Raw genomic sequence first — 23,371 nt, 5'->3', positions numbered from 1 at the left:
CTCCCTTGTGAGCCTCGTGATTCACAGCCAGGCCCGTAGTTCCCATAGCAGGGGAAAGAAATGCATCCGTGTCCGTCCCCGGAGGTACGGTGCCCCGGACGAGCCGCCGGTACCGGATTTCGTGCCAATCTGGCGCTCGACCATCTGGACGTGCCGCATCCGCCAGAGCGCGGTCGTCTCGTCGTGGGTCACGAGACCCTCGGCCAGTTCCCACAGATCGTCGTGCGATCCACGATTCCTTGCCACGGCCAGCAGGGAGTCCATGATCTCCTCGTCGGAGACGGCCAGGCCACGCTGGGAGAGAGCGGTGAGGTAAGCATCCCACAAAGTGGGTTCCGCCAGCCGCCGTCTCAGCCTGGCGAGTTCCCCGTCACTGGCGTCCCTGAGCCGTTCCAGATAGGACGGGTCCTTCGCGCCGGAGAGGAACTCCAGCTCCCGGAACTGGACCGACTGGAATCCGCTCGCCGGGGCGAGGACCGACCGGAACTCCAGGAAGTCCTGCGGCGTCATGGTCTCCAGCACCTGGACCTGCTCGACCAGCACCCGCTCCACGGCGTGGACCCGCCGGAACAGCTGCCTGGCCCGCCACAGGGCGCCCTCCATCATGGCGTCCCTCGCCTGCTCCAGCTCATGCAGGAGCAGCTTGAACCACAGCTCGTAGACCTGGTGGATGGTGATGAAGAGCAGCTCGTCGCTGGCGCCCGACTGCGGGGCCTGCTGATCGAGAAGCTCCGTCAGGCGCAGGTATTCACCGTAGGAGAGGCGGGCGCCCTCCTCACCGAAAAGACGGGGAGGCGGCAGGGCATCCCCCTTCCGGGGTCGCCGATCCGGCGTCGCAGCCATGCCTCACTCCTCCGGCGGCGCTGCAGGTTCTCCATCGAACCGGAATTTCGGCGTCACCGCACCCGATATCACCCCAAAACGGCACAAACGTCAACTTGACGCGCGAGTCAGGGGCGAGTCCGCTCGGGGGACACGGAGTCGGACTCGAGAGGGGCGAACTTGAGGTCGTCGAGCATGCCGGGCAGGTCCTGGCTCTCCAGCAACTCCGCCCGGCACTGCGCGCATTCGTCGAGGTGTAGCTCGAAAGCTTCGGACTCGTCGTCGTCGAGCACTCCCAGGGCATAGGCGGCCACATCGAAGTGAGGCGACGACGCGGACATCAGCTGGCCACCCCCCTCTCTTTCAGGGCCGTGCGTAGCGCGCGCAGGGCATAGAAGAGTCTCGACTTCACGGTACCCGCTGGGATTCCCAGAATCTCGGCGGCTTCGCTTACCGTACGGTCCCGTAAGTATGTCTCTTCGATAACTTCCCGGTGCTGGGCCGACAGACCGCGGAGCGCGTCGGCGACCACGATGGCCGCCAGCGTGCGGTCGGACCCGTCCGGAACGGCGATGCTGTCGTCGTCGGGAGCTTCCACCTCCCTTGGGCGGACGCCACGCCTGCGGCGCCCGTCGATCACGATGCGGCGGGCCACGGTGAGGAGCCAGGCCCACAGGAGGCCGGGTTCCCACGTCAGCTTCGCCGAGTTCCGCCAGGCACGGAGGAGCGTCTCCTGAACGACGTCCTCAGCCCATTGCAGGTCGTTGCCGGTCGTCTTTCGCACGTGACGCAGCAGCGGACCACCGAACTCGCGGTACAGCTCCCTGATCAGACGATCATCCCGATCAGGGTCGTCGTAGGAGTCCAGACGCACGAACCGGCTGTCGAGTTGTCGACGCACGGCCACATATTTGCACCGGCGTTACTGTCACGTACAGCACTCGCGTAACTCCAGTCATTTCTGACTATTTCCTGAACCGCCTCCGAGACCGCCGCGTACCTCCGACCGAAGGTCACGAAAGGAGGCACGATGCGGTTCCGGTTCGGCGAACTCCTGGTGTTCGGAGTCTTCCTGTTCGCGGCGGCCGTCGCGGTCATCGTGGTCGTCCCCCGAGGGGAGGCGGCCCAGGCGGGCTGGACCCAGACACAGGCGATCCAGCAGACGCGGTGGGGCCCGCTCAGCCCGGCCGACCGGGACCTGCTGGTCCGGGTCCGGTGGGCGGGGCTCTGGGAGATCCCCGCAGGGCGCTGGGCCCAGGACCGCGCGGCCAGCGAGAAGGTGAAGGACGTCGGCATGCACCTGATCACCGACCACACCAAGCTCGACGCCGAGGTCCGGGAGCTCGCCGCCAAGCTGGGCGTCCCCCTCCCCGACCAGCCCAACCCGGACCAGCGGCACTGGCTGGACGAGATGTCGGCCAGCCGGGGAGCCGACTTCGACCGGATCTTCGCCGACCGGCTCCGCAACGCCCACGGCAAGGTCTTCACCGTGGTCTCCGCGGTCCGCGCCGGCACTCGCAACGACCTGATCAGGGCCTTCGCCACCCGCGCCGTGAACGTGGTGATGAAGCACATGTCCCTGCTCGAAGGCACGGGCCTCGTGGACTACTCCACGCTTCCCACCCCATCGTCCTAGCCCGGTTTCCGACGGAACCATGCTCTTTGGAGGAACCATGCGAAAACGGTTGATGCTCGCCATGGCCGGCGTGCTGCTGAGCGGCTCGCTCGTGGGGGTGACCCGGCCCGCCGCGGCCGACCACTGCGACCCCGCCGTCCAGGGCGCCGAATGCGAGGACGTCGGCCCCGCCCTGGAGGACTTCATCGACATCACCCAGGTGGCTCCCGGTAACACGGGCGTCCGGGCGGGGCGCGGCTCGTTCACCTCCCTCTGCGGCCGGAACGAGAACGGGCACCGCAACTCCGACAACCACATCGTCGCCCCCGGCGTGTCCAACGGCGCCCACCACATCCACGACTACGTCGGAAACCTGACCACCAACGGGTTCTCCACCGACCAGAGCCTGGCCGCGGGCGGCACGACCTGCCGGTTCGGCGACCGGTCGGCCTACTTCTGGCCGGTCCTGCGGAGCCGTACGGGCCAGAAATCGCCGCCCGGCCCATCACCCACGGCCTCCCCCAGCGCGTCGCCCACGGCGTCTCCAAGCGCGTCTCCAACCGCGCCTGTCCCGGGAAGCGCCTCGGCCACGCCGTCCGGCACGGCCCCGCGATCCGGTACGGCTGCCGCCGCGCGGCCCGACGCCGCCTCACAAGAGGACGGCCTCTCCACCGACACCACCTCTCAGAACGACACCGCCTCCCGGAACGAGACCACCTCCCGGAACGAGACCGCCTCCCGGAACGAAGCGGCCTCGCAGGACGAGGCCGCGGGGGACGCCTTCCGGGCCGCCCACGCGGACGAGCCGGGCGGCGCGGCGGACGGGAACGTCGGGCAGATCCTCCGGGCGAGGTTCGTCTCGCTGCAATTCCGGGGCAACCGGTTCAGCAGGGTGGTCGCGATGCCCAGGTTCCTCCGCCTGATCACGGGGGACGCCAAGGCGGCGACCAACGGCGGCGCGAACGCCCGCGCCCAGTGGAGCTGTACGGGCTTCACCAACCGGGTCACCGCCAAATATCCCCTCTGCCCGAGGGGCAGCCTGGTGCTGCGGATCCTGGACTTCCCGAGCTGCTGGGACGGCCAGAACACCGACAGCGCCAACCACAGAACGCACGTCCTGTTCCCCGGCGCGAACGGCGCCTGTCCTGCCGGAACCCGGGCGATCCCGCAACTGCGCATGACGCTCGCCTACTCGGTTGCCCGGGGTCCGTCGTTCGCGGTGGACAGCTTCCCGGAGCAGCGGCACAACCCGGTCACCGACCACGCCGACTTCGAGAACGTGATGCCGGACCGGCTCATGACCTCCGTCGTGAACTGCATCAACCGCGGCCGCCGCTGCTGACCGCGCGTCCGGACACCCCCAACCCCAGCACAGCGCTCTCGAAACCTCTCGCCTGAGGCCACCCGGCACAGCAATTCACAGGTTCATCCGACGGAGGAATCAGTGCCACACCGACGGGCTCCACGGCACACCCGGCCGGACGCCGGCCTCGATCTGAACAGCCGCGGCGTGCGCATCGGCCTCGGCGCGGTCGTCACGCTGGTCATCAGCGGAGCGCTACTCGCCGCCCGCAGCGGCGCCGGCGCGCGGTTCCTGGCCGAGGCGCAGGGCTTTCTCACCTTCTACGCGGGCGTCTTCTCCCTCGTCGCCCTCACCACCACGGTGGCGCTCGGGCTGGCCGCCACCGACCGCATCGTCCTGCCGATCCCCCACCGGGTCCGCGCCCAGCTCGTCCACCGGGCCGCGGCGCTGATCGGCGTCGGCTTCCTCGTCACCCACATCGGGATGAAGATCGCGGCGGGGCTCGTCCCGGCCTACGGCTCGGTCGTCCCGACGACCTCGGTCTACGTGGGGATGGGCGCCCTGGCGTCCGACCTGATGATCGTGGTCGTCGCCACCGGGGTGATGCGCGGCCGGTTCGCCCAGGCGGAGCGGCCCTGGACCTGGCGGATCCTGCACGATCTCGCCTACCTCGCCTGGCCGCTGTCCGTCCTCCACGGCCTTGTGAGCGGCCGGACCCCCGCCGCCTGGGTGAGCTGGAGCTACGTCGTCTGCCTGGTGGCGGTCGGCTCGGCCCTGCTGCTCCGGGTCGTGGCCGCCGCCCGGCCGGCCGCCGCCGTGGCCCAGGCGGAGGAGCGCGACGCCCAGCGCGCGCAGACGCTGCCCACGCTCTCGCGTTCGGGCGGACAGGTGGCGCGGCTCAGACCCCGGACGGCGCCGCGAACACCGCCCCGGCCGGCATCCCAGCCGGCGCCCTGGCCGGTGTCAGCGTCGACATCAGCGCCGGCATCGGAGCCGGTGGCACAGCCGGTCGGCCTTCTCGGCCGCACCGGCACGGACGCCGTGCCGATCAGCAGAGCCCGTAAGCAGCAGGACACCAGGCTACGGAGGATCGTGTGATTCCCTATCGCGTCTCCCAGGTCAGGCAGCTCGGCCCGGCGCGGCTCACCGCCGGGCTCGGCGAGCACCGCAGGCTCGATCTGAACACCCACTACACCGTCCACGACCAGCTCTCCGGCGAGACGGTCGACTCGCTCATCTCCATGGCCGAGGAGGTGGACCTGCGGGGCCGCGGCGGCGCGGCCTTCCCGTTCGCGCGCAAGCTCCGCGCCGTGGCCGCCCGCGCCCGCGACTCCGAGACGGTCGTCCTCGTGAACGCCGCCGAGGGAGAGCCGGCCAGCATGAAGGACAAGATGCTGCTCACCCGAGCGCCGCATCTGGTTTTGGAGGGCGCCCTGCTCGCGGCGAGCGCGCTGAACGCCAGGGAGGTCGTCGTCGCCGTCGCCGCGGGAGAGCTCGCGGAGGCGTCGGTGACCGCCGCCGTCGCGGAGCGCGGCCTCGGCGGATGCGTCCGGGTCGCCGGCATCCAGGAACGGTTCATCTCCGGCGAGGGCGGCGCCCTGGTCCGGGCCGTGAACGGCGAGGCCGGCATGCCGCCCGGCCGCAAGACGAGGTCGAGCGACAGCGGCGTGTACGGCCTGCCGACGCTCCTGTCCAACACCGAGACCTTCGCCCAGCTGGCGGTCCTCGCGGAGCTCGGCCCCCAGGAGTACGCGTCGGTGGGAACCGTACAGGAGCCGGGGACGATACTCCTGACCGTCGGCGGCTCGGCGGTCGTCCCGGCCGTCGTCGAGGTGACGCCCGGGATGCCGCTGGCGGCCGTGCTGGACCTGTGCGAGGCCACCGTCGGCGACGGCGTGCTGCTCGGCGGCTACCACGGGAAGTGGCTGCCGGCCGCCGACGCGTACGGCGCGATCGTGTCCCGGCGCGGCGCGTCCGACGCCGGAGGCGAGCTGGGCGCGGGCATCGTGGTCGCGCTCGGCGGCGAGACCTGCCCCCTCGGGGAGACCGTGCGCGTGGCGAACTACCTGGCCGCGCAGTCCGCGGGCCAGTGCGGGCCGTGCAGGCTGGGCCTGCCCGACCTGGCGCGAGCGATGGCCGAGCTCGCCGACGGCGCGCCCGACGGTCCCGATCTCGTACGGCGGGCCGCGACAGCCGTACGGGGAAGGGGGGCCTGCTTTCACCCCGACGGCACGGCCAGATTCGTGCTGTCCGCGATCGAGGCCTTCGCCGACGACGTGGAGGAGCACCGGATCCACGGGACCTGCGGGAGGCCGGTTCGTGAGGTGCTGCCCCTGCCGATGACGGACGAGTCCGAGGCCAGGCTGGTCGTCGACTGGACCCGCTGCCAGGGCCACGGGCTGTGCGCGCACCTCGTCCCCGAGCTGGTCAAACTCGACCACCACGGCTACCCGGTGTTCATGGACAGTGGCATCCCGTCATGGCTGAGCGGCGAGGCGCAGAAGGCCGTCGAGATGTGCCCCGCGCTGGCGCTGAGGATCGGAGCGAAGTGACCTTAATGTAACCAACCCGACCGGATAGCGGCACGTCTCACGAGGTAGATCAATGCCTCGGAGAGTGATCATGATGGATCGGCGAAGCTTCCTTCGCGTGTCGGCTCTGGCCGGGACGGTTGTCGTGTCAGGTACGGCGGCGGCCCAGGCAGGCCCCCGCACGCCCGACTGGGCGGCGCTCGCCCGCGGCCTCGAGGGGCGGCTGATCCGTCCGGGCGACTCGTCCTACGACCAGGCGCGGCGCGTGTTCAACACGGCCTACGACGCCGTACGGCCGGCCGCCGTGGCCTACTGCAAGAACCCGGCCGACGTGGCGGAGTGCGTGAGCTTCGCGCGGAAGTTCGGCGTGCCGGTGACCTCGCGGTCGGGCGGCCACAGCTACGCGGGCTGGTCCACCGGGCCGGGTCTCGTCATCGACGTGTCGCCCATGAGCAAGGTCTCCTACTCGGGCGGCCACGCCACCGTGGGCGCGGGAGCGCGGCTGGTCGACGTCTACTCGAAGCTGGCCGCGCACGGCGTCAGCATCCCGGCCGGGTCGTGCCCCACGGTCGGCGTCGCCGGCCTCACACTCGGCGGCGGCATCGGCGTGGTGTCCCGAAAGTACGGCCTGACCTGCGACGTCCTGGAGTCGGCGCAGATCGTGACGGCCGACGGGCGGCTGCTGACCGCGTCCGCCACGGCCAACCCGGATCTCTACTGGGCCTCTCGCGGGGGCGGCGGCGGCAACTTCGGCGTGGCGACCTCGTTCACGTTCCGGACCCACACGACCCGCGACGTCACCGTCTTCTTCCTGCACTGGTCGTGGGCCAAGGCCGCCGCCGTGCTGAAGGCGTGGCAGGCGTGGGCGCCGTCCGCACCGGACGCGCTCTGGTCGAACCTGCACCTCAACCACGACCCGTCGCTCGACGTCATGGTCGGCGGCCTCTACGTGGGCGGCAAGGCGGGCTGCGAGGCGCTGCTGCAGAAGCTCGTGGACCGGGTCGGCGCCGGCCCGTCCAGCCGCTTCGTGAAGCAGTCGCCGTACGACCACGCCATGATGGTCATGGCGGGCTGCTCGTCGCTGTCGGTGGCGCAGTGCCACCGGCCCGGCACGCTGCCGGGCCAGAATGCGAGCGGGCAACTCGTCCGCGACTCGTTCAGCGCCAAGTCGCACATCGCCTACACGCCCCTGTCCGCTGCCGGGATCAAGACGCTGGTCGCCCAGGTGGCGGCCGGTGGGCGGCACTCCGTGCTGCTCGACGCGCTCGGCGGCGCCGTGGGCCGCGTGCGGCCCGACGCGACCGCCTTTCCCCACCGACAGGCGCTCTACACGGTGCAGTACTACTCCCACTTCGCCGGGGCGGCGGCCTGGACCCGGGCCGCCCACGCCGCGATGCGCCCGTTCTTCGGCGACCACGCGTACGTGAACTACATCGACCCGGAACTGAAGGGCTGGCGCCAGCAGTACTACGGCGCGAACGCTCAGCGGTTGGCCCAGGTCAAGGCCGCCTACGACCCGGGGAGGCTGTTCCGTCTCCCCCAGGGCGTCTGAGGCGCGGCTACATGCCGCCATCAAGGGCGGCAGCGCTTGTCGGGCGCCGACATCAACGCAGTACTACGCTCACTTCGCCGGGGCGGCGGCCCGGACCCGGGCCGCATACGCGGCGATGCGCCCGACAGCGCGGACACGTCACTTCTGGGAGCGCTCGGCGATGATGGCGGCCAGGGCGGCGGTGATGTCGGCCTCGGCGGCTGCCTTGGTGACGCCGAGGCCGGTGAGCAGGCCCGCACCGTCTTCGAGCTCCAGCAGCGCGAGCAGGATGTGCTCGGTCCCGACGTAGTTGTGCCCCAGTCGCAGAGCCTCGCGGAACGTGAGCTCCAGCGCCTTTTTCGCCTGCGTGTCGTACGGAATCAGGTCGGGCACATCTTCCACGGCCGGCGGGAGCGTGGCGGTGACCGCCTGCCGTACGGTTTCCAGCGGAACGCCCTGCGCGACGATGGCCTTGGCCGCGAGGCCGTCCGGGTCGTGCAGCAGCCCCAGCACCAGGTGCTCCGGGCGTATCTCGTCGTTGCCGGCGGCGTGGGCCTCGTTCTGCGACGCCACCACGGCGTTCTTCGCCCGGGGGGTGAACCGGCTGAACCCCTGGTTGGGATCGAGGTCCGCGTCGGCCTTGGGGACGAACCGCTTCTGGGCGGCCTGCTTGGTGACCCCCATGCTCTTGCCGATGTCGGTCCAGGACGCGCCGGAGCGTCTCGCCTGGTCCACGAAGTGGCCGATCAGGTGGTCCGCCAGCTCGCCGAGGTGGTCGGCGACGATGACCGCGCCAGCGAGCTGGTCGAGCGCGTCAGCGTGGGCCTTCTTGATGGCCTCGATCAGGTCGTCGAGCCGCACGGGATTGGTCATTCGAGTAGGATCCGTCATGCGTCAACCATAAGTTGACGCAATGCTGATCGTCAACCCTCGGTTGACGATGGACGACCACTGCGCGCCGATTCACCAAGCGAACTGGACGGGATCGCTTACTTGGGCGGAGCTGACGCGGGGTAAACGACTGGACTAAGCTAACTTAGCTAAGGGGGTCGAAATGCCAGAAGGCGCTGCCGAGCAGTACAACATCCACGACGCGAAGACGAACCTGTCACGCATCATCGACAGAGTTGAACACGGCGAAGAGATCGTCATTTCCCGAGCCGGTCGTCCCGTAGCCAAGGTCATTCCGTTCCCGACCAGGGTCAGCCGTCGCGGCAGGGGGTCCCTGGCGGGAATGCTGCAATTCGCCGACGACTGGGACTCGCCCGAGGTCAACGACGCCATCGCGCACGATTTCGGGTTGATGCCGTGAGGATGCTCCTCGACACCCATGTCGTCCTGTGGTGGCTGACGAACGACCCCACACTGGCCGACGAGATCAAAGAGGCGATCGACGAAGAGCCGCAGGTCTTCGTCAGCTCGGCCACGCTATGGGAGGTGGCCATCAAGCAGAGCATGGGCAAGCTCGCCGCCCCCGACGACCTGGTCGAACGCATCGCGGACAGCGGGTTCCGCGAACTTCCCGTCCGATTCGGCCACGCTATCGAACTGGGAAGACTCCCCCTCCTTCATCGCGACCCCTTCGACCGGCTACTGATCGCTCAGGCCCGTTGCGAAAGGCTCTTCCTGGTCACCAGAGACGGACATATCCCCAAGTACGACGTCCAAGTAATGACAGTCTGAGTAACCCTGCTTCAAGCCGCCACCGGTGCATCTTTGTCGGTCATCAGGACGCGGCGCTCAGGACAACATGCATGTCGAGCGAGGCCCGCCCGCGCAACGGGGCCTGTCCGGCGAGGAGCCTCGTTATAAGAACCGCACTTATAAGGACTGCACTTATAAGGACTGCACTTATAAGCAAGGCAGGAGAGGGGTCAGCGCGAGGACTCCGGCAGGAAGTGGCTCAGGACCTCGGGGTTGGCCATGGCGTCGGGGTTGGCGGCCTGCTCGACGGGCGTGCCGAGAAGGATCTTCCGTACCGGCACCTCCAGCTTCTTACCGGACAGCGTCCGGGGGATGCCGGGGACCTCGTGGATCTCGTCGGGCACATGGCGGGGGGACAGCTCCGTCCGCAGGGCCGTACGCAGCCGGGAGACCAGATCGTCGGACAGGGTCTCGCCCTCCCCGAGGGTGACGTAGAGCAGCAGCCTGCCGTCCTGACCGAGCCTGCCCGTGTCGATCACCAGGCTGTCCGTGATCTCCTCGAAGCGTTCTACGACCCGGTAGAACTCGCTGGTGCCCATCCGGACCCCTCCCCTGTTGAGGGTCGAGTCGGAGCGACCATAGATGACGCAGCTCCCGTCAGGAAGGATCTTGATCCAGTCGCCGTGCCGCCAGACGCCGGGGTAGTCGGCGAAGTACGACTCCCGGTAGCGGTCTCCCGAGGGGTCGTTCCAGAACATGACCGGCATCGAGGGCATGGGCCGGGTCACCACCAGCTCCCCCACCTCGCCGACCACGGGAGTGCCCGCGGGGTCGAAGGCCTCCACCAGGGCGCCCAAGCAGCGGCACGGGATCACGCCGGCCCTGATCGGCAGCAGCGGCACCGCGCCCACGAAGCCCGTGCACACGTCGGTGCCGCCCGAGAACGACCCGAGTTGCACGCCGGATTTCACGTCGGAGTAGACCCAGGCGAAGCCCTCCGGCGGCAACGGTGAGCCCGTCGAGCCGATCCCCCGCAGCCGCTCCAGCCCGGACGGCTTCAGATCGGCCTTCATCGACGCGATGAGGTACGGCGCGCCGGTGCCGAAGTAGGTGACGCCCTCTTCGGCCACCAGGTTCCACAGGGCGCCGGTCTCCGGGTGGGTCGCGCTGCCGTCGTAGAGGAGGACGGTGGCCCCCACGAGCAGGCCACCGATGAGGTAGTTCCACATCATCCAGCCGGTGGTGGTGTACCAGAAGAACACATCCCCCTCGCCGAGGTCCTGGTGGAAGGAGATCGACTTCAGGTGCTCCAGCAGGACGCCGCCGTGCCCGTGCACGATGGGCTTGGGCAGGCCGGTCGTGCCGGACGAGTACAGCACCCAGAGCGGATGGTCGAACGGCACCCGCTCGAACCGGACCCGCTCGAACTCCGCCCGCTCGGACTGGGGCCCGGCGGCCTCGGCCCGCAGCTCCTGCCAGCGCGACTCGCGCGCCGCCCTCGCCGATCCGCCCGCGTTCTCCCCGCCAGGCACGGCCGTACGGCCCGCGTCCTCCTGGTCCGGCACGGTCATACGGCCCGCAGACCCGTCCTTGCCGGGCGCGAGGTAGTCGATCCACACAGTCGCCACGAGGCCGGGCAGCTTGGCGGCGATGTCGCGCACCACGTCGGAGCGGTCAAAAGACTTGCCGCCGTACCGATAGCCGTCCACCGCGATGAGGACTTTCGGCTCAATCTGGGTGAATCGGTCGATGACGCTCGGCGCGCCGAAGTCCGGCGAGCACGACGACCAGATCGCGCCCAGCGAAGCGGTCGCCAGGAAGGCGATCAGCGCCTCCGGGATGTTCGGAACATAACCGGCCACCCGGTCGCCACGGCCGACGCCGAGCCGTACGAGCCCGGAACGCACCCGGGCGACCTCCTCGCGCAGCTCGCCAAGGGTATACGTGCGCCGGCTCCCCGCCTCGTCACGGAAAATCACGGCAATGCGGTCGGGGTCGCCGCGCAGCGCGTTCTCGGCGTAATTGGTCACCGTTCCGGCGAACCATTTCGCGTCCGGCATCGTCCCACTGATGACGGGCCCGTCACCACGCTCACCGAGCACACCGAAGTAGTCCCATACCGACGTCCAGAACTCGGCCGGAGACTTGACCGACCACTGCCACATGTCCTGGTAGTCCACCGGCCGGCCGAGCCGTTCCATGAAACGGGTGATCCGAGCGTCACGGACGACGTCCGGCGTGGGCTCCCAGAGCAGCATGCCTTCCTCAACCATGTGCCCATCCTTACGAGGGGCGCCCTGTATGTCACCATCGCCGCCCACATAGAAGGGGCCGGTCATATGTGGGCCTTATATATGTGGGCTCTGAGGTGGTCGATCGCGATCCGCGTGTGGAGGCGTGGTGGCCGCTCAGCCGGCCTTGCGGTCGGCTGGCGTGGTGAGGCGGGCGACGGCGGCCACGACCTCGGAGGCGTTCGACAGGTCCGGCAGCACGATGTCCGCGCCCGCCTCGGTCAACTCGGCCGCCGTGGACCGGCCCGACGCGATGGCGATCATGGCGGCGCCGCCGATCCTGGCCGCCTGGACGTCGCGGGTCGAGTCGCCGACGAGCACGGTGTTGCCCGAGGTGAACGCCGCGCCGTACTTCGCCTTGGCCCTTCCCTGCGCCACCTGCAGCAGTGTGGCCTTGGGATAGACCTCCTCGCCATAGCCGCCCACCTCGAAGTCGACCCACTTGTCGAGCCCGAAGGCCTTCAGTTTGTGCACCGCGTTGCCCTTGATGGTGCCGGTGAGCACGGACTGGACGACCCCGTCGAGCCGCGAGACGGCCTTGAGCGCGTCCCTGGCCCCCGGCATCGTCCGCCCCTCCTTCGCCAGCCTCCTGTGCTTGTCGCCGAAGGAGACCGCGAGCGCGTCGAGGAAACGCGGCAGGTGATAGTCCTCGACCACGATGCCGTTGATGGCCAGCGTCTCGAAGATGATCTCGGAGTCGGGGCGGCCCATCGCCGGCGCGAGCTTGACGAGCGGTCGCCCGGTGACCATCCGGAACGCGTCCGCGTAGGCATCGCGGGCCACGATGGTGACATCGACCAGGGTGAGATCAACGTTCCAGAGAACGAGGCGGTTAATCGTGGCCTCCGTGGGGGGTTTCGGCATGGCTCGTGCCCAAGGGTACGGCTATCGCACGCAGCTGAAGCCGTCCAATGCCGAGCTCATCCGTCGCATACCCCTGACCGCTTGACCTCGCCGAGCGGGCCGGCGCGTCAGACCCTGTCCAGAGCGTCGGCGAGCGAGTCGACGACAGGGACGCCGACGCGCTGAAGCTCCGAGCGCTTGGTCATGCCGCCCGTGTAGAGGATCGCGCGGGCGCCGACGTGCTGGGCCGCGTGCGCGTCGTCCACGCTGTCGCCGATGACGACCACCTTCGCCGGATCCAGCTCGAGCGCCTTGAGATGCTCGACCATGTGCTCGGCCTTGGTCCCGCCGGAGGCGGAGCGCAGCCCGTCGACCCGGATGAAGTGCCCGTCGATGCCGAACTCGCCGACTTTTCCGACCAGCCGCTCGTGGCCCCACATGGACAGCAGCGACTGGGTCCGCCCGGCGTCCTCCCAGGCCCGCAGGCTGGCCGTGGCTCCCTCGGCGAGCTGACAAGCCAGCATCAGCCGGTGGTAGTGCTCGTGGAACCCCAGGTCGAGGAGCTCCCACTCGCCTTCCTTGAGCGACCTCCCCAGCATGCGCTCGTAGGCCACCCAGATCGGGCGGGTGTAGACCTCGCGGAAACTGTCCGCGTCGAAGGGGCCCAGGCCGTACGGCTGGAAGAGCTCGTTCGTCGCTCCGACGACCGCGTCGATGTCGTGGAACAGCGTGCCGTTCCAGTCCCAAACTATGTGCGTCATATCGCTCCCGAGGATAGACCGCACCTATGACATTTCCGTGAACCGCGACGGTCATGTCAGCCGACGGTGAGGTCAGATTCGGTGAGACGAGGCCTGGTCAGGTCAGACGCGGTCAGTTCAGGAGGTCGGGGATCTCCTGCGTGGCGTACCACATCAGCTCGTGATCCTCGGCGCCGTCCACGACGAACTGGGCGTCGTCATCTCCCTGGTCGGCGGCCGGGAGCGCGGCGACCGCCGCGTCGATGTCCTCGACGGCGGTGGGGTCGTCCACGTGGACGGCGGCGAGCATGCCGAGCGTGACCGGCTCCAGCAGCCGCACCCGGGCGCGTTCCTCCAGGTCGGGGCTGCTTTTCACGATGTCGTCCGGCACCTCGGCCGCGACGACGACCCGTCTGGCGGGCACCTCGACGCCGTCGGCGCGGTCGGCGACCAGCATGCGGAGAGAGGCACGGGCGGCCTCGGTGAGCGCGACGTACTCGAGCTCTTCGGTGTCACCGGAGACATACCACTCGATAAGTGCGGGGGTCACGGCGTAGCCGGTCAGCGGGGCCGGTCCAAGCTCGCCCGCCGCGGCCACCTGGGCCAGCGCGGGGAGCGTGCACGGCAGATATACGCGCATGCGTTCCTCGACTCACGAGTATTGTCACGATATTTCAGTATTTGGCGTGCTCGGGATTCCGGTCCTGGTCAACGGCCGGGCACCCGCTGCCGACGGTCGCCGCGAGTCCGAGCTCACGGCCTGAACGGCAGGCTGAAGAGCCGCTCCATCTCCGCGATGGTGGCCGACGCGTCGCTGTGGTGGATGCCGACGAAACCGAGCGCCTCGGCGGCCTCGATGTTGGCCTTGATGTCGTCGATGAAGACGCACCGCTCAGCCGGCAGCGCCACCATGCCGAGGGCGTGCTCGAAGATGCGCGGCTCCGGCTTGCGCATGCCGACCTCGCCGGAGATGACGATGGCGTCGAAGAGCCCGTCCCACAGGTCCCGGGGGTAGTCGTTGGCCCACGAGTTGGACACCAGGCAGGTGGCGAGCCCGGCCGCGCGGGCCAGGCGCAGCATGTCGTGCATCTCTTCCACCGGCCGGAACCCGGCGAACATCCGGGTCAGCAGTCCGTCGGCCTCGGGCGGCACGCCGTCGAGCGTCCGCAGCCGGGCGGCCAGGTTGCGCTCGAACTCGGCCGCCGGGACCTCACCCCGCTCCAGCGCGTGGATCGGGTTCTCACCCGGCGCGGCTCCGGCCTCGTAGGCATGGAGGATGAGCTCGCGCATGACGTCCCGGTAATGGCCGGAGTCGATGCGGTCGGCCTCGATCCATTCGGCGATGGAGTCGGCCATGCTCGTCGTGAGCACCCCGCCCCAGTCGATCAGCACACCCTTGAGCACGGCACCGTCTGTTGACACGCCGTACAGGATAAGGCCCTCTCGCAGAGCGCATCACGGCCACCTACTCAGGGCCACCCATCACAGGGCTCCCATCACAGGGGCTCCCATCACAGGGGCTCCCATCACAGGGGCTCCCATCACAGGGGCTCCCATCACAGGCAAACCAGAGCGCCTGTCACAGGGCGCGCATCGGCAGGGACTGCGCGCGGGCCGCCGCAGCGGCGCGGATCCGCCTGGCGACCTTGAGATGCTCGCTGGACTTCAGGGCGCCGGGATCCGTGTGCGTCGCCTCGAACACGCCGCGCGACTCCTTAAGGTGAAGGATCCGCGTCACGGACTCGTTCAGCCGCTCCTCGCTGATCCGTCCCGTCTGGACCGCCTTCAGGACGGCGCCGTACGCCGTACGGAAGTCCGGCGGCATCAAAAGCATGTCGGCACCGGCCAGGATGGCCCGCACCGCCACCTCGGCGTCGCCGTACTTCTTCCGGACGCCCGCCATGTCGAGCGCGTCGGTGGTGATCACGCCGTCGAAGCCCAGCTTCTCGCGGAGCAGCCCGGTCAGGATCTTGCGGGACAGCGTCGAAGGATCGCCGGAGGGGTCGAGCTTCGGCATGACGACGTGGGCCGACATGATCGCGTCGACTCCCTGCGCGATGGCCGCGCGGAACGGCGGCGCGTCCAGCTTCTCCCACTGCGCCATGGAATGTCGGATGACGGGAAGCCCGGTGTGGCTGTCGACGGAGGTGTCGCCGTGCCCGGGGAAGTGCTTGGCCACCGAGGCGACGCCGGCGGCGTGGAACCCGTCCACCGCCGCGCCGACCATCGCGGCGACCTCACGCGGATCGGACCCGTAGGCCCGTGGGCCGATCACCGGGTTGCGGGGGTTGATGTTGACGTCCGCGACCGGCGCGTAATCGAGGGAGACGCCCAGATCCCGCAACTCCTCGCCGGTCACCCGTGCCGCGTCCCGCGCGTTCCCGGGGTCGCCGGTCGAGCCGATGGCCATCGAGCCCGGCAGCTCCGTGACCAGTGGGCGCAGCCGCGAGACGAGCCCGTTCTCCTGGTCGACGCCGATCAGCAGCGGGGTCTTCGAAGACGCCTTCCGCAGGCCGGTGGTGAGCGCGGCGACCTGCGTGGCGCTGGAGACGTTGCCCGCCCACGGGAAGAGGATCACCCCGCCTGGCCGGTATTTCGCCACCACCTCGGCCGGGGTGGCCACGCCGTACCTCGCCTGGTTCTCCTTGCTGGAGGAGCCGGCGTGCGAGCCGTACACGACGGTCATGAAGAGCTGGCCGACCTTGTCCTCGACGGTCATCCCGGCGAGCGCGTCCGAGACGTCCGCCGGGGTGGACGGGTCGCCATCTGACGGCTCCACCGTGATCACGGAAGTCGGGGGCACGGAAGCCGGGGGCACGGTGGACGGCACAGCCGTGGGCACAGCCGGCGGCGCGGCGGGAGAACGTGTGGAGGGCGGCGCGCTGCTCCCCAGGCCGGCGGAGCATCCCGTCACGATGAAAGCCACGAGGCCGATGGCCCCCCGCCCGACCCTGCGCCGCAGTTCCAACACCTCTTTACGTTATCTACGCTCGCGGACCGTTCGCTGCCAAAGCTCCACAGCATCTGCGGTGCCTCACAGCGCGAGCGCTCCGAGGCCGGGAAGCTCGGCCCTCGCGGCGGCCTTCGCCACGCCCGCCGACGTCTCCGACCGTGCCGCGGCGGCGGCCGTCCGGCACTGGTCCAGTGTGTGCCGTCCGAGCGCGGCGCGGACCCACGGCAACGCGGGAGACGCCATGGAGAGCGAGGTCACGCCCAAGCCGACGAGCACACAGGCGAGGACCGGGTCCGCCGCCGCCTCGCCGCAGACCCCGCAGCCCTTGCCCGCGGCCGTGGCGGCCGAGGCCGCCAGTGCGATGAGGTCGAGCACAGCGGGCTGCCAGGGGTCCTGGAGCTCGGAGACGGCGCTGACCTGGCGATCGGCGGCCAGCGCATATTGCGTGAGGTCGTTCGTGCCGATCGAGAAGAAGTCGACGGCCTCGATCAGGTCCGCGGCCCGGAGCGCCGCCGAGGGCACTTCGATCATGATCCCGGCGCTGGACAGCCCCGCCGTACGGCAGGCCTCCGCGAACCACGCCGCCTCTTCGACGGTCGCCACCATCGGGGCCATGACCTGGGCCTTCGCCGACGTACCTGCCACGGCACGGCCCAGCGCGCCGAGCTGGGCGGCCATGATGTCCGGATATCGCCGGAACATACGAACGCCACGCTCGCCGAGAGCCGGGTTGGGCTCCTCTTCGGGAGGCGGCAGGAAGGCCAGTGGCTTGTCGGCGCCCGCGTCGAGCGTCCTGACGATGACCCTCCCGCCGGGGAACGCCTCGAACACGGCCCGGTAGGCCTTCTCCTGCTCCTCGGCCGAAGGGGCGGTCTCCCGGTCGAGGAAGAGGAACTCCGTGCGGTAGAGGCCAACGCCCTCGGCCCCGGCCGCGAGCGCGGCGTCGAGGTCGCGCGGGCCGCCGATGTTGGCGAGCAGCGGTACGGCATGGCCGTCGGCGGTGGCGCCGGGACCGGTCGTGGCCGAGAGCACGGCCCGCCTGGCCTGGTCGGCGGCGCGGGCTTCGGCGACCTCTTCTTCCGAGGGCGAGAGCCGTACGTCACCGGAGGCCCCGTCGACCAGCACGGGCGTGCCCGGCGGGATCGCGGTCGCGGCCACGCAGCCGACGACGGCCGGCACGCCCATCGAGCGGGCGAGGATGGCCGTGTGGCTGGTCGGGCCGCCCTGCTCTGTCACGAAGGCGGCGACGACGTCCCTGGTCAGCAGAGCGGTGTCGGCGGGGGCGAGATCACGGGCGACCAGCACGTACGGCTCGGCGGCCGTGGTGGGCACGCCCGGCATCGGCAGGCCGGTGAGCACGGCGATCGCGCGGTCGCGGATGTCGTCGAGGTCGGCGACGCGCTCGCCGAGATAACCCCCGGCAGCAGCGAGCAGATCCCGATATTTCTTGAAAGCGTCGAAGACGGCTCTCGAGGCTGCGGCGCCCTGGTCGACGAGCGCGGCGACCTCGCCCGCGAGCCCCGGGTCACGGGCCATCATGGCCTGCGCGCCGAGCACCTCCTCGGCCTCGCCCCCCGCCTGGACGCCTCGCGCCTCCAGGTCGGCGGCCACCTGCTCCAGCGCCCGCTCGGCCCGGTCCCGCTCGGCCCCGGCGTCGCCGTCGTGCCGGGAGTCCTTGTCAGGCTCGGGGATGTTCCCCACGACGAGATACGCCGGGCCGTACCCCGCTCCGGGGCTGACCCCCGTGCCCGCGAGCAGCCGCCCCGTCTCGGTGTCGTCCTCGTCCACGGGCGTCAGGACGCCGACGCGATCTCGGCGAGCTGGTCGAGGAGATCTTCGGCGCCCTCGCCCTCGGCGGTGATGACGATGGACTCCCCCTGACGGACGTCGAGGGCGAGCACCGACAGGATGCTCTTCGCGTTCACCGGCTGGCCCCCCGCCTTCGCGATGGTCACGTCGAAGGGCGCCTTGGCCGCGGTCTGCACGAACGTCGCCGCCGGGCGGGCGTGCAGCCCGACCTCGGATGCCACGCTGACCTTGCGTTCGGCCACGATTCCTCCTCCTGCTGCAGGCGGTCCAGACCACCTATATCTCGGTCAAAGGCCAATCAATACCCGACAGATCGGCTATCACCAGGTCTGCATGGGAAAGTTCATCGGGATGATGCGTGGTCGCCACTCCGACACACGTCATACCCGCCGCCCGGGCGGCGGCGATCCCGGCGAGGGAGTCCTCGAACGCCACACAGCGGACGGGTTCGACCCCGAGCCGGTCGGCGGCCGTCAGGAAACCCGCGGGGTCGGGCTTGCCCACCGCCACGTCCTCGGCCGTCACAATGGTCTGGACCAGATGGGCGACGCCCACCTCCTCGAGCCGGTCCAGGGCCCAGCTGCGATGGGCCGAGGTGACCAGCGCGACCGGCGAGCCGGTCTCCACCACCCGCCGGACCAGGTCGGCCGCACCCGGAACCGGCAGGATGTCGGGCAGGCCGGGACGGTCGTAGTAGGAGCGAACCTCGGCGATCAGCGCCTCACTGTCGGCGTCCGGGAACAGCTCGGGCAGGACGTCGGAGCTGCGGCGGCCCATGAAGCGCCGCAGCAGGTCCTCGTCGTGAGGGATGTCGTGGTTCTCCAGCAGCATGCGCCACAGGGCCAGGCTCCGCGGCTCGGTGTTGATCAGCGTGCCGTCCAGGTCGAAGAGCGCGGCCTCCATCACGCCCACTGGAATAGCTCGTCGCCGGCGCTCACGGAACCCTCCGCGAGGACGTGAACGGCATCGGCGGAGGCGTCGAGCGCCACTACGGGGCAGACCGGTGACCGGCCGCCCGCCTCGACGCTCGCCGGGTTCCAGGCCACCACGGGCTGGCCGGCCTCGACGTGGTCGCCCTCGGCCGCGAGCAGCCGGAAGCCCTCGCCCTTGAGCTGGACCGTGTCGATGCCGAGATGCACGAGGACCCCCCTGCCGTCGTCCCCGACGACGACGTAGGCGTGCGGATGCAGCTTGATGATGGTGCCGCCGACGGGGGCCACGGCCTCAAGGGGCTCGCGGGCGGGGTCGATCGCCGTTCCCGGGCCCACCATGGCCTGCGAGAACACCGGATCCGGCACGGCCGCGAGGCCGATCACCGTCCCCGCGACCGGGGCGAGAACAGTCGTCAATGAAGCGCCCTTCCCTGAGATCCCATCCGGCATCCCGTCGAAGCGTCCGTCGAGGCGCCCGCCGAGCTTCCGCCGACGCGTCGTCGAGCTGGTGCCGGCGGGGGGTTCGCGTGTGACATCCCGGCACCCGGCGCCGGCCCGCCTGCGAAGCGCGGAGCCGATGCGGGGTTCGCCCTTTGCGGGCGGTCCCACGCCGGCACAGGCCCGTGGACCGGGCAGCCGGCGTGAGCCGCACGCACAGGCGTCAGCCGATGATGTCCTCGATGTCACTGGCGATCGTGTCGGCCTCCGGACCCACCACGACCTGCACGACATTGCCGGCCGCCATCACCCCGTGGGCGCCGGCGGCCTTGAGGGCGGCCTGGTCCACCTTCGAGGCGTCGTGCACCTCGGTGCGCAACCGTGTGATGCACGGCTCGATCTCGATGATGTTGTCAGCACCACCGAGCCCGGCGATGATCGCCTCGGCGTCCGCAGCCATGGGGGTTCTCCATTCAGTCGGTCTGAGTGACCTTGTTCAGACCACGGGGGGCGTCCGGGTCGATACCGAGCCTGCGGGCGAGCGCCTCGGTGAGCAACTGCCCGGGAACGATGAGCCCAAGGGGGGCCACCCACTCGGGCAGGTCGGGTCCGTTGAGCGCGGCCGTGGAGGCGGCGGCCAGCTCGGTTCCGCCGCCGACGCCGAAGGCCGACGCGCCCGCGCCGGTCACCCGCTGCGCCAGCGAGACCGTGCCCGCCAGCGTCGGGCCCTCGCCCGCCGCGACGAGGATCGCCGGGGTGTCCTCGTCCACGACCGCGATCGGGCCGTGCAGCAGGTCGGCGTACGACAGGCCCATGGCGTGCAGGTAGCACGCCTCCTTGAGCTTGAGCGCGATCTCCAGCGCGGTCGAGAACGCCAGGCCGCGGCCGGACACGACCACGCCGGGCTTGTCGGCGAGGCCCTCGACGATCGCGTCCAGGTCACCGGGGTCGGAGATGAGCTTCTCCACCGCGTCCGGCACCCGCTGGAGGTCGTCGCGGTCCACGTCGGCGCCGAGGCCGAGCGCGAGCACGGCGAGCGCCGCCAGCTGCGTGGTGTACGTCTTGGTCGCCGGGACGGCCTTCTCCTCGCCGGCGAGGGTGCACAGGGCGAGGTCGGCGGCCAGGGCCAGCGGCGACTGCTCGCCGCCGTTGGTGATGGCCACGGTCTTCGCGCCGCAGTCCTTCGCCCACTGCAGGGTCTCGACGATCTCCTCGGTGCGGCCGGACTGGGACAGGCCCACGGCCAGCACGCCGTCGAGGTCGAGCCTGCGCCGGTACGTCGTGGCGATCGAGGGGGCGGCGAGCGCCGACAGGCGGCCCGCCCGCGCCTCGATCAGGTAGCGGCCGTACACCGCCGCGTTGTCAGAGGTGCCGCGCGCGATGAACAGCAGTTGACGGGTGTCCCGCGCGAGCTCCTCTACCTCCCCGGTTCGAGGAAGCAGGGCGTCCAGCGTCGCCCGCAGCGCGGCCGGCTGCTCGGCGATCTCGCTGCGCATCTTGGTCGTCATCCGGTGCTCATCCTTGGTGGCGAGAGGGAGAGGGCCGTTACCGATCCGACGCCGGCCCACAGATTGACACACATTTCTGGGCTGTGGTCTAGTCCGGACTAGACCAGTACGAACCATAACTTATTCGTCTGATCAGATCGAGAGGGGAGGGATCAGTGGCCCAGATCGATCCGGACAGCCCGGTGCCGAAGTACTTCCAGCTTCGGGAGATTCTGCTCGACCTCATCGAGAGCAACGAGCTGCCGATCGGTGCGGCGATCCCCTCGGAACGCGAGCTGTGCCAGCGCTTCGGCCTGTCACGGATGACAGTACGTCAGGCCGTGGACCACCTTGTGTCCGAGGGCCGCCTGCACCGGGTCCCCGGCAAGGGCACGTTCGTCGCGCGTCCGAAGATCGAACTGGCCCTCCAGCTCACCTCTTTCAGCGATGACATGCGGGCGCGCGGCATGGAGCCGGGCTCCCGTGACCTGGACCGGCGAGTGGTCCGGGCCAGCGCCCATCTCGCACGGGAACTCGGTATACAGCCTGGGGACGCCGTGCACTTCATCGAGCGGTTGCGCACAGCGGACGGGGAACCGCTGAGCATCGAGCGCGCCCACATCCCGGTCGTGCTCGCTCCCGATCTCGATGCCTATGACCTGACCGGCCTATCTCTGTACGCCCTGCTCGAGTCCCGATACGGCCTCGTGCTGGACGGCGGGGAGCTCACCATCGACGGCGGCATCGCCGATCCAGGCGACGCCGACCTGCTCAAGCTGCCCCGTGGCGGGGCCGTCCTGCTGCTGCAGCGCCGGTCCTTCGCCGGAGGGGTGTGCGCCGAACTCGGGGTCTCCACGTATCGCGCCGACCGCTACCAGCTCCGGACTCTTCTCGAGATTCCGACCAGACGCTCCTAGCGGTCTCCTCCCGTATCCCCCCTCCCTGGAGGAAACGAAATGAGTTCCACGTCCGCCGACGCGGGTCTGCCCGCCGCTCCCGGACAGCAGTCCCCGGCGATGGCCGTGCTGTCCCGCATCGGCCGCTCCCTCATGCTTCCCATCGCGGCGCTGCCCGCCGCGGCCATTCTTCTCCGCGTCGGCCAGGACGACCTGCTGGGCCGTACGGACAACGCGACGCTGGACAAGATCGCGCAGATCGTCGGCGGCGCCGGAGACGCGCTTTTCGCCGCCCTGCCGCTGCTGTTCGCGGTCGGCGTGGCCGTCGGGTTCGCCCGCCGCTCCGACGGCTCGACCGCGCTCGCCGCCGTCGTCGGATATCTCGTGTGGGACCGGGTCACGCATCTGATGTTCTTCGACGCGTCGGCGGACCTGGCCGTGCACAAGAAGGTGGCGCAGAACGTCGTCGGGGCGGACGGGAAGCCCAACGAGGTGCTCAACCTCGCTTCCGCCAACCCCACGGGCGTGCTGGGGGGCATCCTGATCGGCCTCGTCGCGGCGCTGCTGTGGCAGCGGTACTACCGGACGAAGCTGCCCGCGTGGCTGGCGTTCTTCGGTGGCCGCCGGTTCGTGCCCATCCTCACCGCGCTGGCCGCCCTCATCCTCGCCGTGCTGTTCGGCCTGATCTGGCCGCCGATCGGCCAGGGCCTCACGACCTTCGGTGACTGGCTGGCCCACAACTCCACGGTGGGCGCGGGAATCTACGGCGTGGTCAACCGGGCGCTGATCCCCTTCGGCCTGCACCACTTCGTCAACTCGATCGTCTGGTTCACCGTGCCGGATTGCCCAGCGGTTCACGCGGCGGGCGACCTCAACTGCTACTTCGCGGGGCAGGACGGCGCGGGCGCGTTCATGGCGGGCTTCTTCCCCGTCATGATGTTCGGCCTGCCGGCCGCCGCCCTCGCCATCTGGCGGGCCGCCCCGCCGCACCGTCGCGGGGCCGTCGGCTCGATCATGATCTCCTCGGCGCTGATCTCGTTCGTCACCGGCATCACCGAGCCGATCGAGTTCGCGTTCATCTTCGTGGCCCCGGTGCTGTTCGTCGTGCACGCGCTCCTCACCGGCATCTCCATGGCCCTCGTCGCGGCGCTCGACGGGCGGCTCGGCTTCGGGTTCTCCGCGGGTGTCATCGACGCCGGGCTCAACGCGACCAAGGGAAACACGCACAACTTCCTGCTGATCATGCTGATCGGCGTCATCTACTTCTTCGTGTATTACGCGGTCTTCAGCTTCCTGATCAAGAGGCTGAACATCATGACCCCCGGCCGCGAGCCGGAGCCCGACGTGGACTCCGGCGAAAGCATCGAATCGCCACGCAGCCACGTCTGACCTTTAACAGCACCCCATCTCACGAGCAGGGGCGTCCGGTCATCCCGGGCGCCCCTGCCGTCTTTCCCCACAATTCCGGCCGCCGATAATCATGACAATTACGCGCCGGAAACAGTCTCGTCATCCCCTGGTCCGCACCAACCGAAG

Annotated in this window: 25 protein-coding genes; 9 read left to right on the top strand and 16 right to left on the bottom strand. The window is 69.9% G+C overall.

Annotated elements, in window-relative coordinates; genetic code table 11:
• Positions 1 to 21: 21 nt before the first annotated feature.
• The 3 genes from N5079_RS01480 to N5079_RS01470 form a co-directional block, all read right to left on the bottom strand.
• The gene (locus N5079_RS01480) at positions 22 to 843 is read right to left on the bottom strand and encodes a tryptophan 2,3-dioxygenase (protein ID WP_261581428.1); all 822 of its coding nucleotides are present in this window, start codon (positions 841 to 843) and stop codon (positions 22 to 24) included.
• A gap of 107 nt (positions 844 to 950) precedes the next feature.
• On the bottom strand, positions 951 to 1,163 hold the full coding sequence (locus tag N5079_RS01475) for a zf-HC2 domain-containing protein (RefSeq protein WP_261581426.1): 213 nt from the start codon (positions 1,161 to 1,163) through the stop codon (positions 951 to 953).
• Positions 1,163 to 1,651: a sigma-70 family RNA polymerase sigma factor gene (locus N5079_RS01470; RefSeq protein WP_261581852.1), complete on the bottom strand. Its 489-nt coding sequence runs from the start codon at positions 1,649 to 1,651 to the stop codon at positions 1,163 to 1,165. The genes N5079_RS01475 and N5079_RS01470 overlap by 1 nt, the downstream gene beginning before the upstream one ends.
• Before the next feature lie 201 nt (positions 1,652 to 1,852).
• Here N5079_RS01470 and N5079_RS01465 point away from each other — a divergent pair, with 201 nt between their 5' ends.
• The 5 genes from N5079_RS01465 to N5079_RS01445 all read left to right on the top strand — a co-directional run bounded on the left by N5079_RS01465 (position 1,853) and on the right by N5079_RS01445 (position 7,823).
• Positions 1,853 to 2,458 (top strand): DUF4142 domain-containing protein, encoded by a 606-nt coding sequence (locus tag N5079_RS01465; protein ID WP_261581425.1) that lies wholly within the window; start codon positions 1,853 to 1,855, stop codon positions 2,456 to 2,458.
• Between the two features lie 37 nt (positions 2,459 to 2,495).
• Positions 2,496 to 3,779, top strand: coding sequence for a DUF1996 domain-containing protein (locus N5079_RS01460; protein WP_261581423.1), 1,284 nt, complete (start codon positions 2,496 to 2,498; stop codon positions 3,777 to 3,779).
• 102 nt (positions 3,780 to 3,881) lie between these two features.
• Positions 3,882 to 4,838, top strand: coding sequence for a hypothetical protein (locus N5079_RS01455; RefSeq protein WP_261581422.1), 957 nt, complete (start codon positions 3,882 to 3,884; stop codon positions 4,836 to 4,838).
• Positions 4,835 to 6,292 (top strand): NADH-quinone oxidoreductase subunit NuoF family protein, encoded by a 1,458-nt coding sequence (locus N5079_RS01450; RefSeq protein WP_261581421.1) that lies wholly within the window; start codon positions 4,835 to 4,837, stop codon positions 6,290 to 6,292. Before N5079_RS01455 ends, N5079_RS01450 begins: the two co-directional genes overlap by 4 nt.
• Positions 6,293 to 6,365: 73 nt before the next feature.
• Positions 6,366 to 7,823, top strand: a complete 1,458-nt coding sequence (locus tag N5079_RS01445) for an FAD-binding oxidoreductase (protein WP_261581419.1) — start codon at positions 6,366 to 6,368, stop codon at positions 7,821 to 7,823.
• A 138-nt stretch (positions 7,824 to 7,961) separates the two neighbouring features.
• On the opposite strand, the gene N5079_RS01440 is transcribed toward N5079_RS01445, so the two are convergent.
• A complete protein-coding gene (locus N5079_RS01440) occupies positions 7,962 to 8,675 on the bottom strand; it encodes a Clp protease N-terminal domain-containing protein (protein WP_261581418.1) in 714 nt (237 codons plus the stop codon).
• A gap of 181 nt (positions 8,676 to 8,856) precedes the next feature.
• On the opposite strand from N5079_RS01440, the gene N5079_RS01435 reads away from it, so the two are divergent.
• A complete protein-coding gene (locus N5079_RS01435) occupies positions 8,857 to 9,114 on the top strand; it encodes a type II toxin-antitoxin system Phd/YefM family antitoxin (RefSeq protein WP_261581416.1) in 258 nt (85 codons plus the stop codon).
• Positions 9,115 to 9,116: 2 nt separating this feature from the next.
• The gene (locus N5079_RS01430) at positions 9,117 to 9,485 is read left to right on the top strand and encodes a type II toxin-antitoxin system VapC family toxin (RefSeq protein WP_261581851.1); all 369 of its coding nucleotides are present in this window, start codon (positions 9,117 to 9,119) and stop codon (positions 9,483 to 9,485) included.
• 191 nt (positions 9,486 to 9,676) lie between these two features.
• On the opposite strand, the gene N5079_RS01425 is transcribed toward N5079_RS01430, so the two are convergent.
• The 12 genes from N5079_RS01425 to N5079_RS01370 form a co-directional block, all read right to left on the bottom strand.
• Positions 9,677 to 11,719, bottom strand: coding sequence for an acetoacetate--CoA ligase (locus N5079_RS01425; RefSeq protein ID WP_261581414.1), 2,043 nt, complete (start codon positions 11,717 to 11,719; stop codon positions 9,677 to 9,679).
• Between the two features lie 135 nt (positions 11,720 to 11,854).
• Complete coding sequence (locus tag N5079_RS01420; RefSeq protein WP_261581412.1) at positions 11,855 to 12,601, bottom strand: HAD family hydrolase; 747 nt, start codon at positions 12,599 to 12,601, stop codon at positions 11,855 to 11,857.
• Between the two features lie 107 nt (positions 12,602 to 12,708).
• Positions 12,709 to 13,341 carry an HAD family hydrolase gene (locus N5079_RS01415; protein ID WP_261581411.1) on the bottom strand — a complete coding sequence of 211 codons (633 nt, stop codon included), beginning with the start codon at positions 13,339 to 13,341 and terminating at the stop codon, positions 12,709 to 12,711.
• 112 nt (positions 13,342 to 13,453) lie between these two features.
• Positions 13,454 to 13,960, bottom strand: coding sequence for a DUF6912 family protein (locus N5079_RS01410; protein WP_261581410.1), 507 nt, complete (start codon positions 13,958 to 13,960; stop codon positions 13,454 to 13,456).
• 113 nt (positions 13,961 to 14,073) lie between these two features.
• Positions 14,074 to 14,742 carry an HAD family hydrolase gene (locus N5079_RS01405; RefSeq protein WP_410007723.1) on the bottom strand — a complete coding sequence of 223 codons (669 nt, stop codon included), beginning with the start codon at positions 14,740 to 14,742 and terminating at the stop codon, positions 14,074 to 14,076.
• A 157-nt stretch (positions 14,743 to 14,899) separates the two neighbouring features.
• Positions 14,900 to 16,291 (bottom strand): glycoside hydrolase family 3 protein, encoded by a 1,392-nt coding sequence (locus N5079_RS01400; RefSeq protein WP_261581409.1) that lies wholly within the window; start codon positions 16,289 to 16,291, stop codon positions 14,900 to 14,902.
• Between the two features lie 63 nt (positions 16,292 to 16,354).
• Positions 16,355 to 18,061: a phosphoenolpyruvate--protein phosphotransferase gene (gene ptsP, locus N5079_RS01395; RefSeq protein WP_261581408.1), complete on the bottom strand. Its 1,707-nt coding sequence runs from the start codon at positions 18,059 to 18,061 to the stop codon at positions 16,355 to 16,357.
• 5 nt (positions 18,062 to 18,066) lie between these two features.
• On the bottom strand, positions 18,067 to 18,324 hold the full coding sequence (locus tag N5079_RS01390; protein ID WP_261581406.1) for an HPr family phosphocarrier protein: 258 nt from the start codon (positions 18,322 to 18,324) through the stop codon (positions 18,067 to 18,069).
• A 34-nt stretch (positions 18,325 to 18,358) separates the two neighbouring features.
• Complete coding sequence (locus N5079_RS01385) at positions 18,359 to 18,985, bottom strand: HAD family hydrolase (RefSeq protein ID WP_261581405.1); 627 nt, start codon at positions 18,983 to 18,985, stop codon at positions 18,359 to 18,361.
• The gene (locus tag N5079_RS01380; RefSeq protein ID WP_261581404.1) at positions 18,985 to 19,431 is read right to left on the bottom strand and encodes a PTS glucose transporter subunit IIA; all 447 of its coding nucleotides are present in this window, start codon (positions 19,429 to 19,431) and stop codon (positions 18,985 to 18,987) included. Before N5079_RS01380 ends, N5079_RS01385 begins: the two co-directional genes overlap by 1 nt.
• 244 nt (positions 19,432 to 19,675) lie before the next feature.
• A complete protein-coding gene (locus N5079_RS01375; RefSeq protein ID WP_261581403.1) occupies positions 19,676 to 19,912 on the bottom strand; it encodes a PTS glucose/sucrose transporter subunit IIB in 237 nt (78 codons plus the stop codon).
• A gap of 13 nt (positions 19,913 to 19,925) precedes the next feature.
• Positions 19,926 to 20,960 (bottom strand): SIS domain-containing protein, encoded by a 1,035-nt coding sequence (locus N5079_RS01370; RefSeq protein ID WP_261581401.1) that lies wholly within the window; start codon positions 20,958 to 20,960, stop codon positions 19,926 to 19,928.
• A 155-nt stretch (positions 20,961 to 21,115) separates the two neighbouring features.
• Between N5079_RS01370 and N5079_RS01365 the strand changes: the two genes are divergently transcribed.
• Together N5079_RS01365 and N5079_RS01360 are read left to right on the top strand one after the other, a co-directional pair.
• Positions 21,116 to 21,856: a GntR family transcriptional regulator gene (locus N5079_RS01365; protein WP_261581400.1), complete on the top strand. Its 741-nt coding sequence runs from the start codon at positions 21,116 to 21,118 to the stop codon at positions 21,854 to 21,856.
• A gap of 39 nt (positions 21,857 to 21,895) precedes the next feature.
• Entirely contained in the window at positions 21,896 to 23,224 is a 1,329-nt protein-coding gene (locus N5079_RS01360) for a PTS transporter subunit EIIC (protein WP_261581399.1), read from the top strand.
• Positions 23,225 to 23,371: the final 147 nt, after the last annotated feature.

Source organism: Planotetraspora sp. A-T 1434 (assembly GCF_025420585.1).
Classification (GTDB): domain Bacteria; phylum Actinomycetota; class Actinomycetes; order Streptosporangiales; family Streptosporangiaceae; genus JAOEGB01.
The sequence above is the reverse complement of the archived record's forward strand: the minus strand, read 5'-3'. Positions and strand labels throughout refer to the sequence as shown.

Coding starts and splice junctions, on each gene's coding strand:
- N5079_RS01480 (WP_261581428.1), bottom strand. CDS start 843: ATGGCTGCGACGCCGGATCGGCGACCCCGGAAGGGGGATGCCCTGCCG.
- N5079_RS01475 (WP_261581426.1), bottom strand. CDS start 1,163: ATGTCCGCGTCGTCGCCTCACTTCGATGTGGCCGCCTATGCCCTGGGA.
- N5079_RS01465 (WP_261581425.1), top strand. CDS start 1,853: ATGCGGTTCCGGTTCGGCGAACTCCTGGTGTTCGGAGTCTTCCTGTTC.
- N5079_RS01460 (WP_261581423.1), top strand. CDS start 2,496: ATGCGAAAACGGTTGATGCTCGCCATGGCCGGCGTGCTGCTGAGCGGC.
- N5079_RS01445 (WP_261581419.1), top strand. CDS start 6,366: ATGGATCGGCGAAGCTTCCTTCGCGTGTCGGCTCTGGCCGGGACGGTT.
- N5079_RS01440 (WP_261581418.1), bottom strand. CDS start 8,675: ATGACCAATCCCGTGCGGCTCGACGACCTGATCGAGGCCATCAAGAAG.
- N5079_RS01435 (WP_261581416.1), top strand. CDS start 8,857: ATGCCAGAAGGCGCTGCCGAGCAGTACAACATCCACGACGCGAAGACG.
- N5079_RS01430 (WP_261581851.1), top strand. CDS start 9,117: ATGCTCCTCGACACCCATGTCGTCCTGTGGTGGCTGACGAACGACCCC.
- N5079_RS01425 (WP_261581414.1), bottom strand. CDS start 11,719: ATGGTTGAGGAAGGCATGCTGCTCTGGGAGCCCACGCCGGACGTCGTC.
- N5079_RS01420 (WP_261581412.1), bottom strand. CDS start 12,601: ATGCCGAAACCCCCCACGGAGGCCACGATTAACCGCCTCGTTCTCTGG.
- N5079_RS01415 (WP_261581411.1), bottom strand. CDS start 13,341: ATGACGCACATAGTTTGGGACTGGAACGGCACGCTGTTCCACGACATC.
- N5079_RS01410 (WP_261581410.1), bottom strand. CDS start 13,960: ATGCGCGTATATCTGCCGTGCACGCTCCCCGCGCTGGCCCAGGTGGCC.
- N5079_RS01385 (WP_261581405.1), bottom strand. CDS start 18,985: ATGGAGGCCGCGCTCTTCGACCTGGACGGCACGCTGATCAACACCGAG.
- N5079_RS01375 (WP_261581403.1), bottom strand. CDS start 19,912: ATGGCTGCGGACGCCGAGGCGATCATCGCCGGGCTCGGTGGTGCTGAC.
- N5079_RS01370 (WP_261581401.1), bottom strand. CDS start 20,960: ATGACGACCAAGATGCGCAGCGAGATCGCCGAGCAGCCGGCCGCGCTG.
- N5079_RS01360 (WP_261581399.1), top strand. CDS start 21,896: ATGAGTTCCACGTCCGCCGACGCGGGTCTGCCCGCCGCTCCCGGACAG.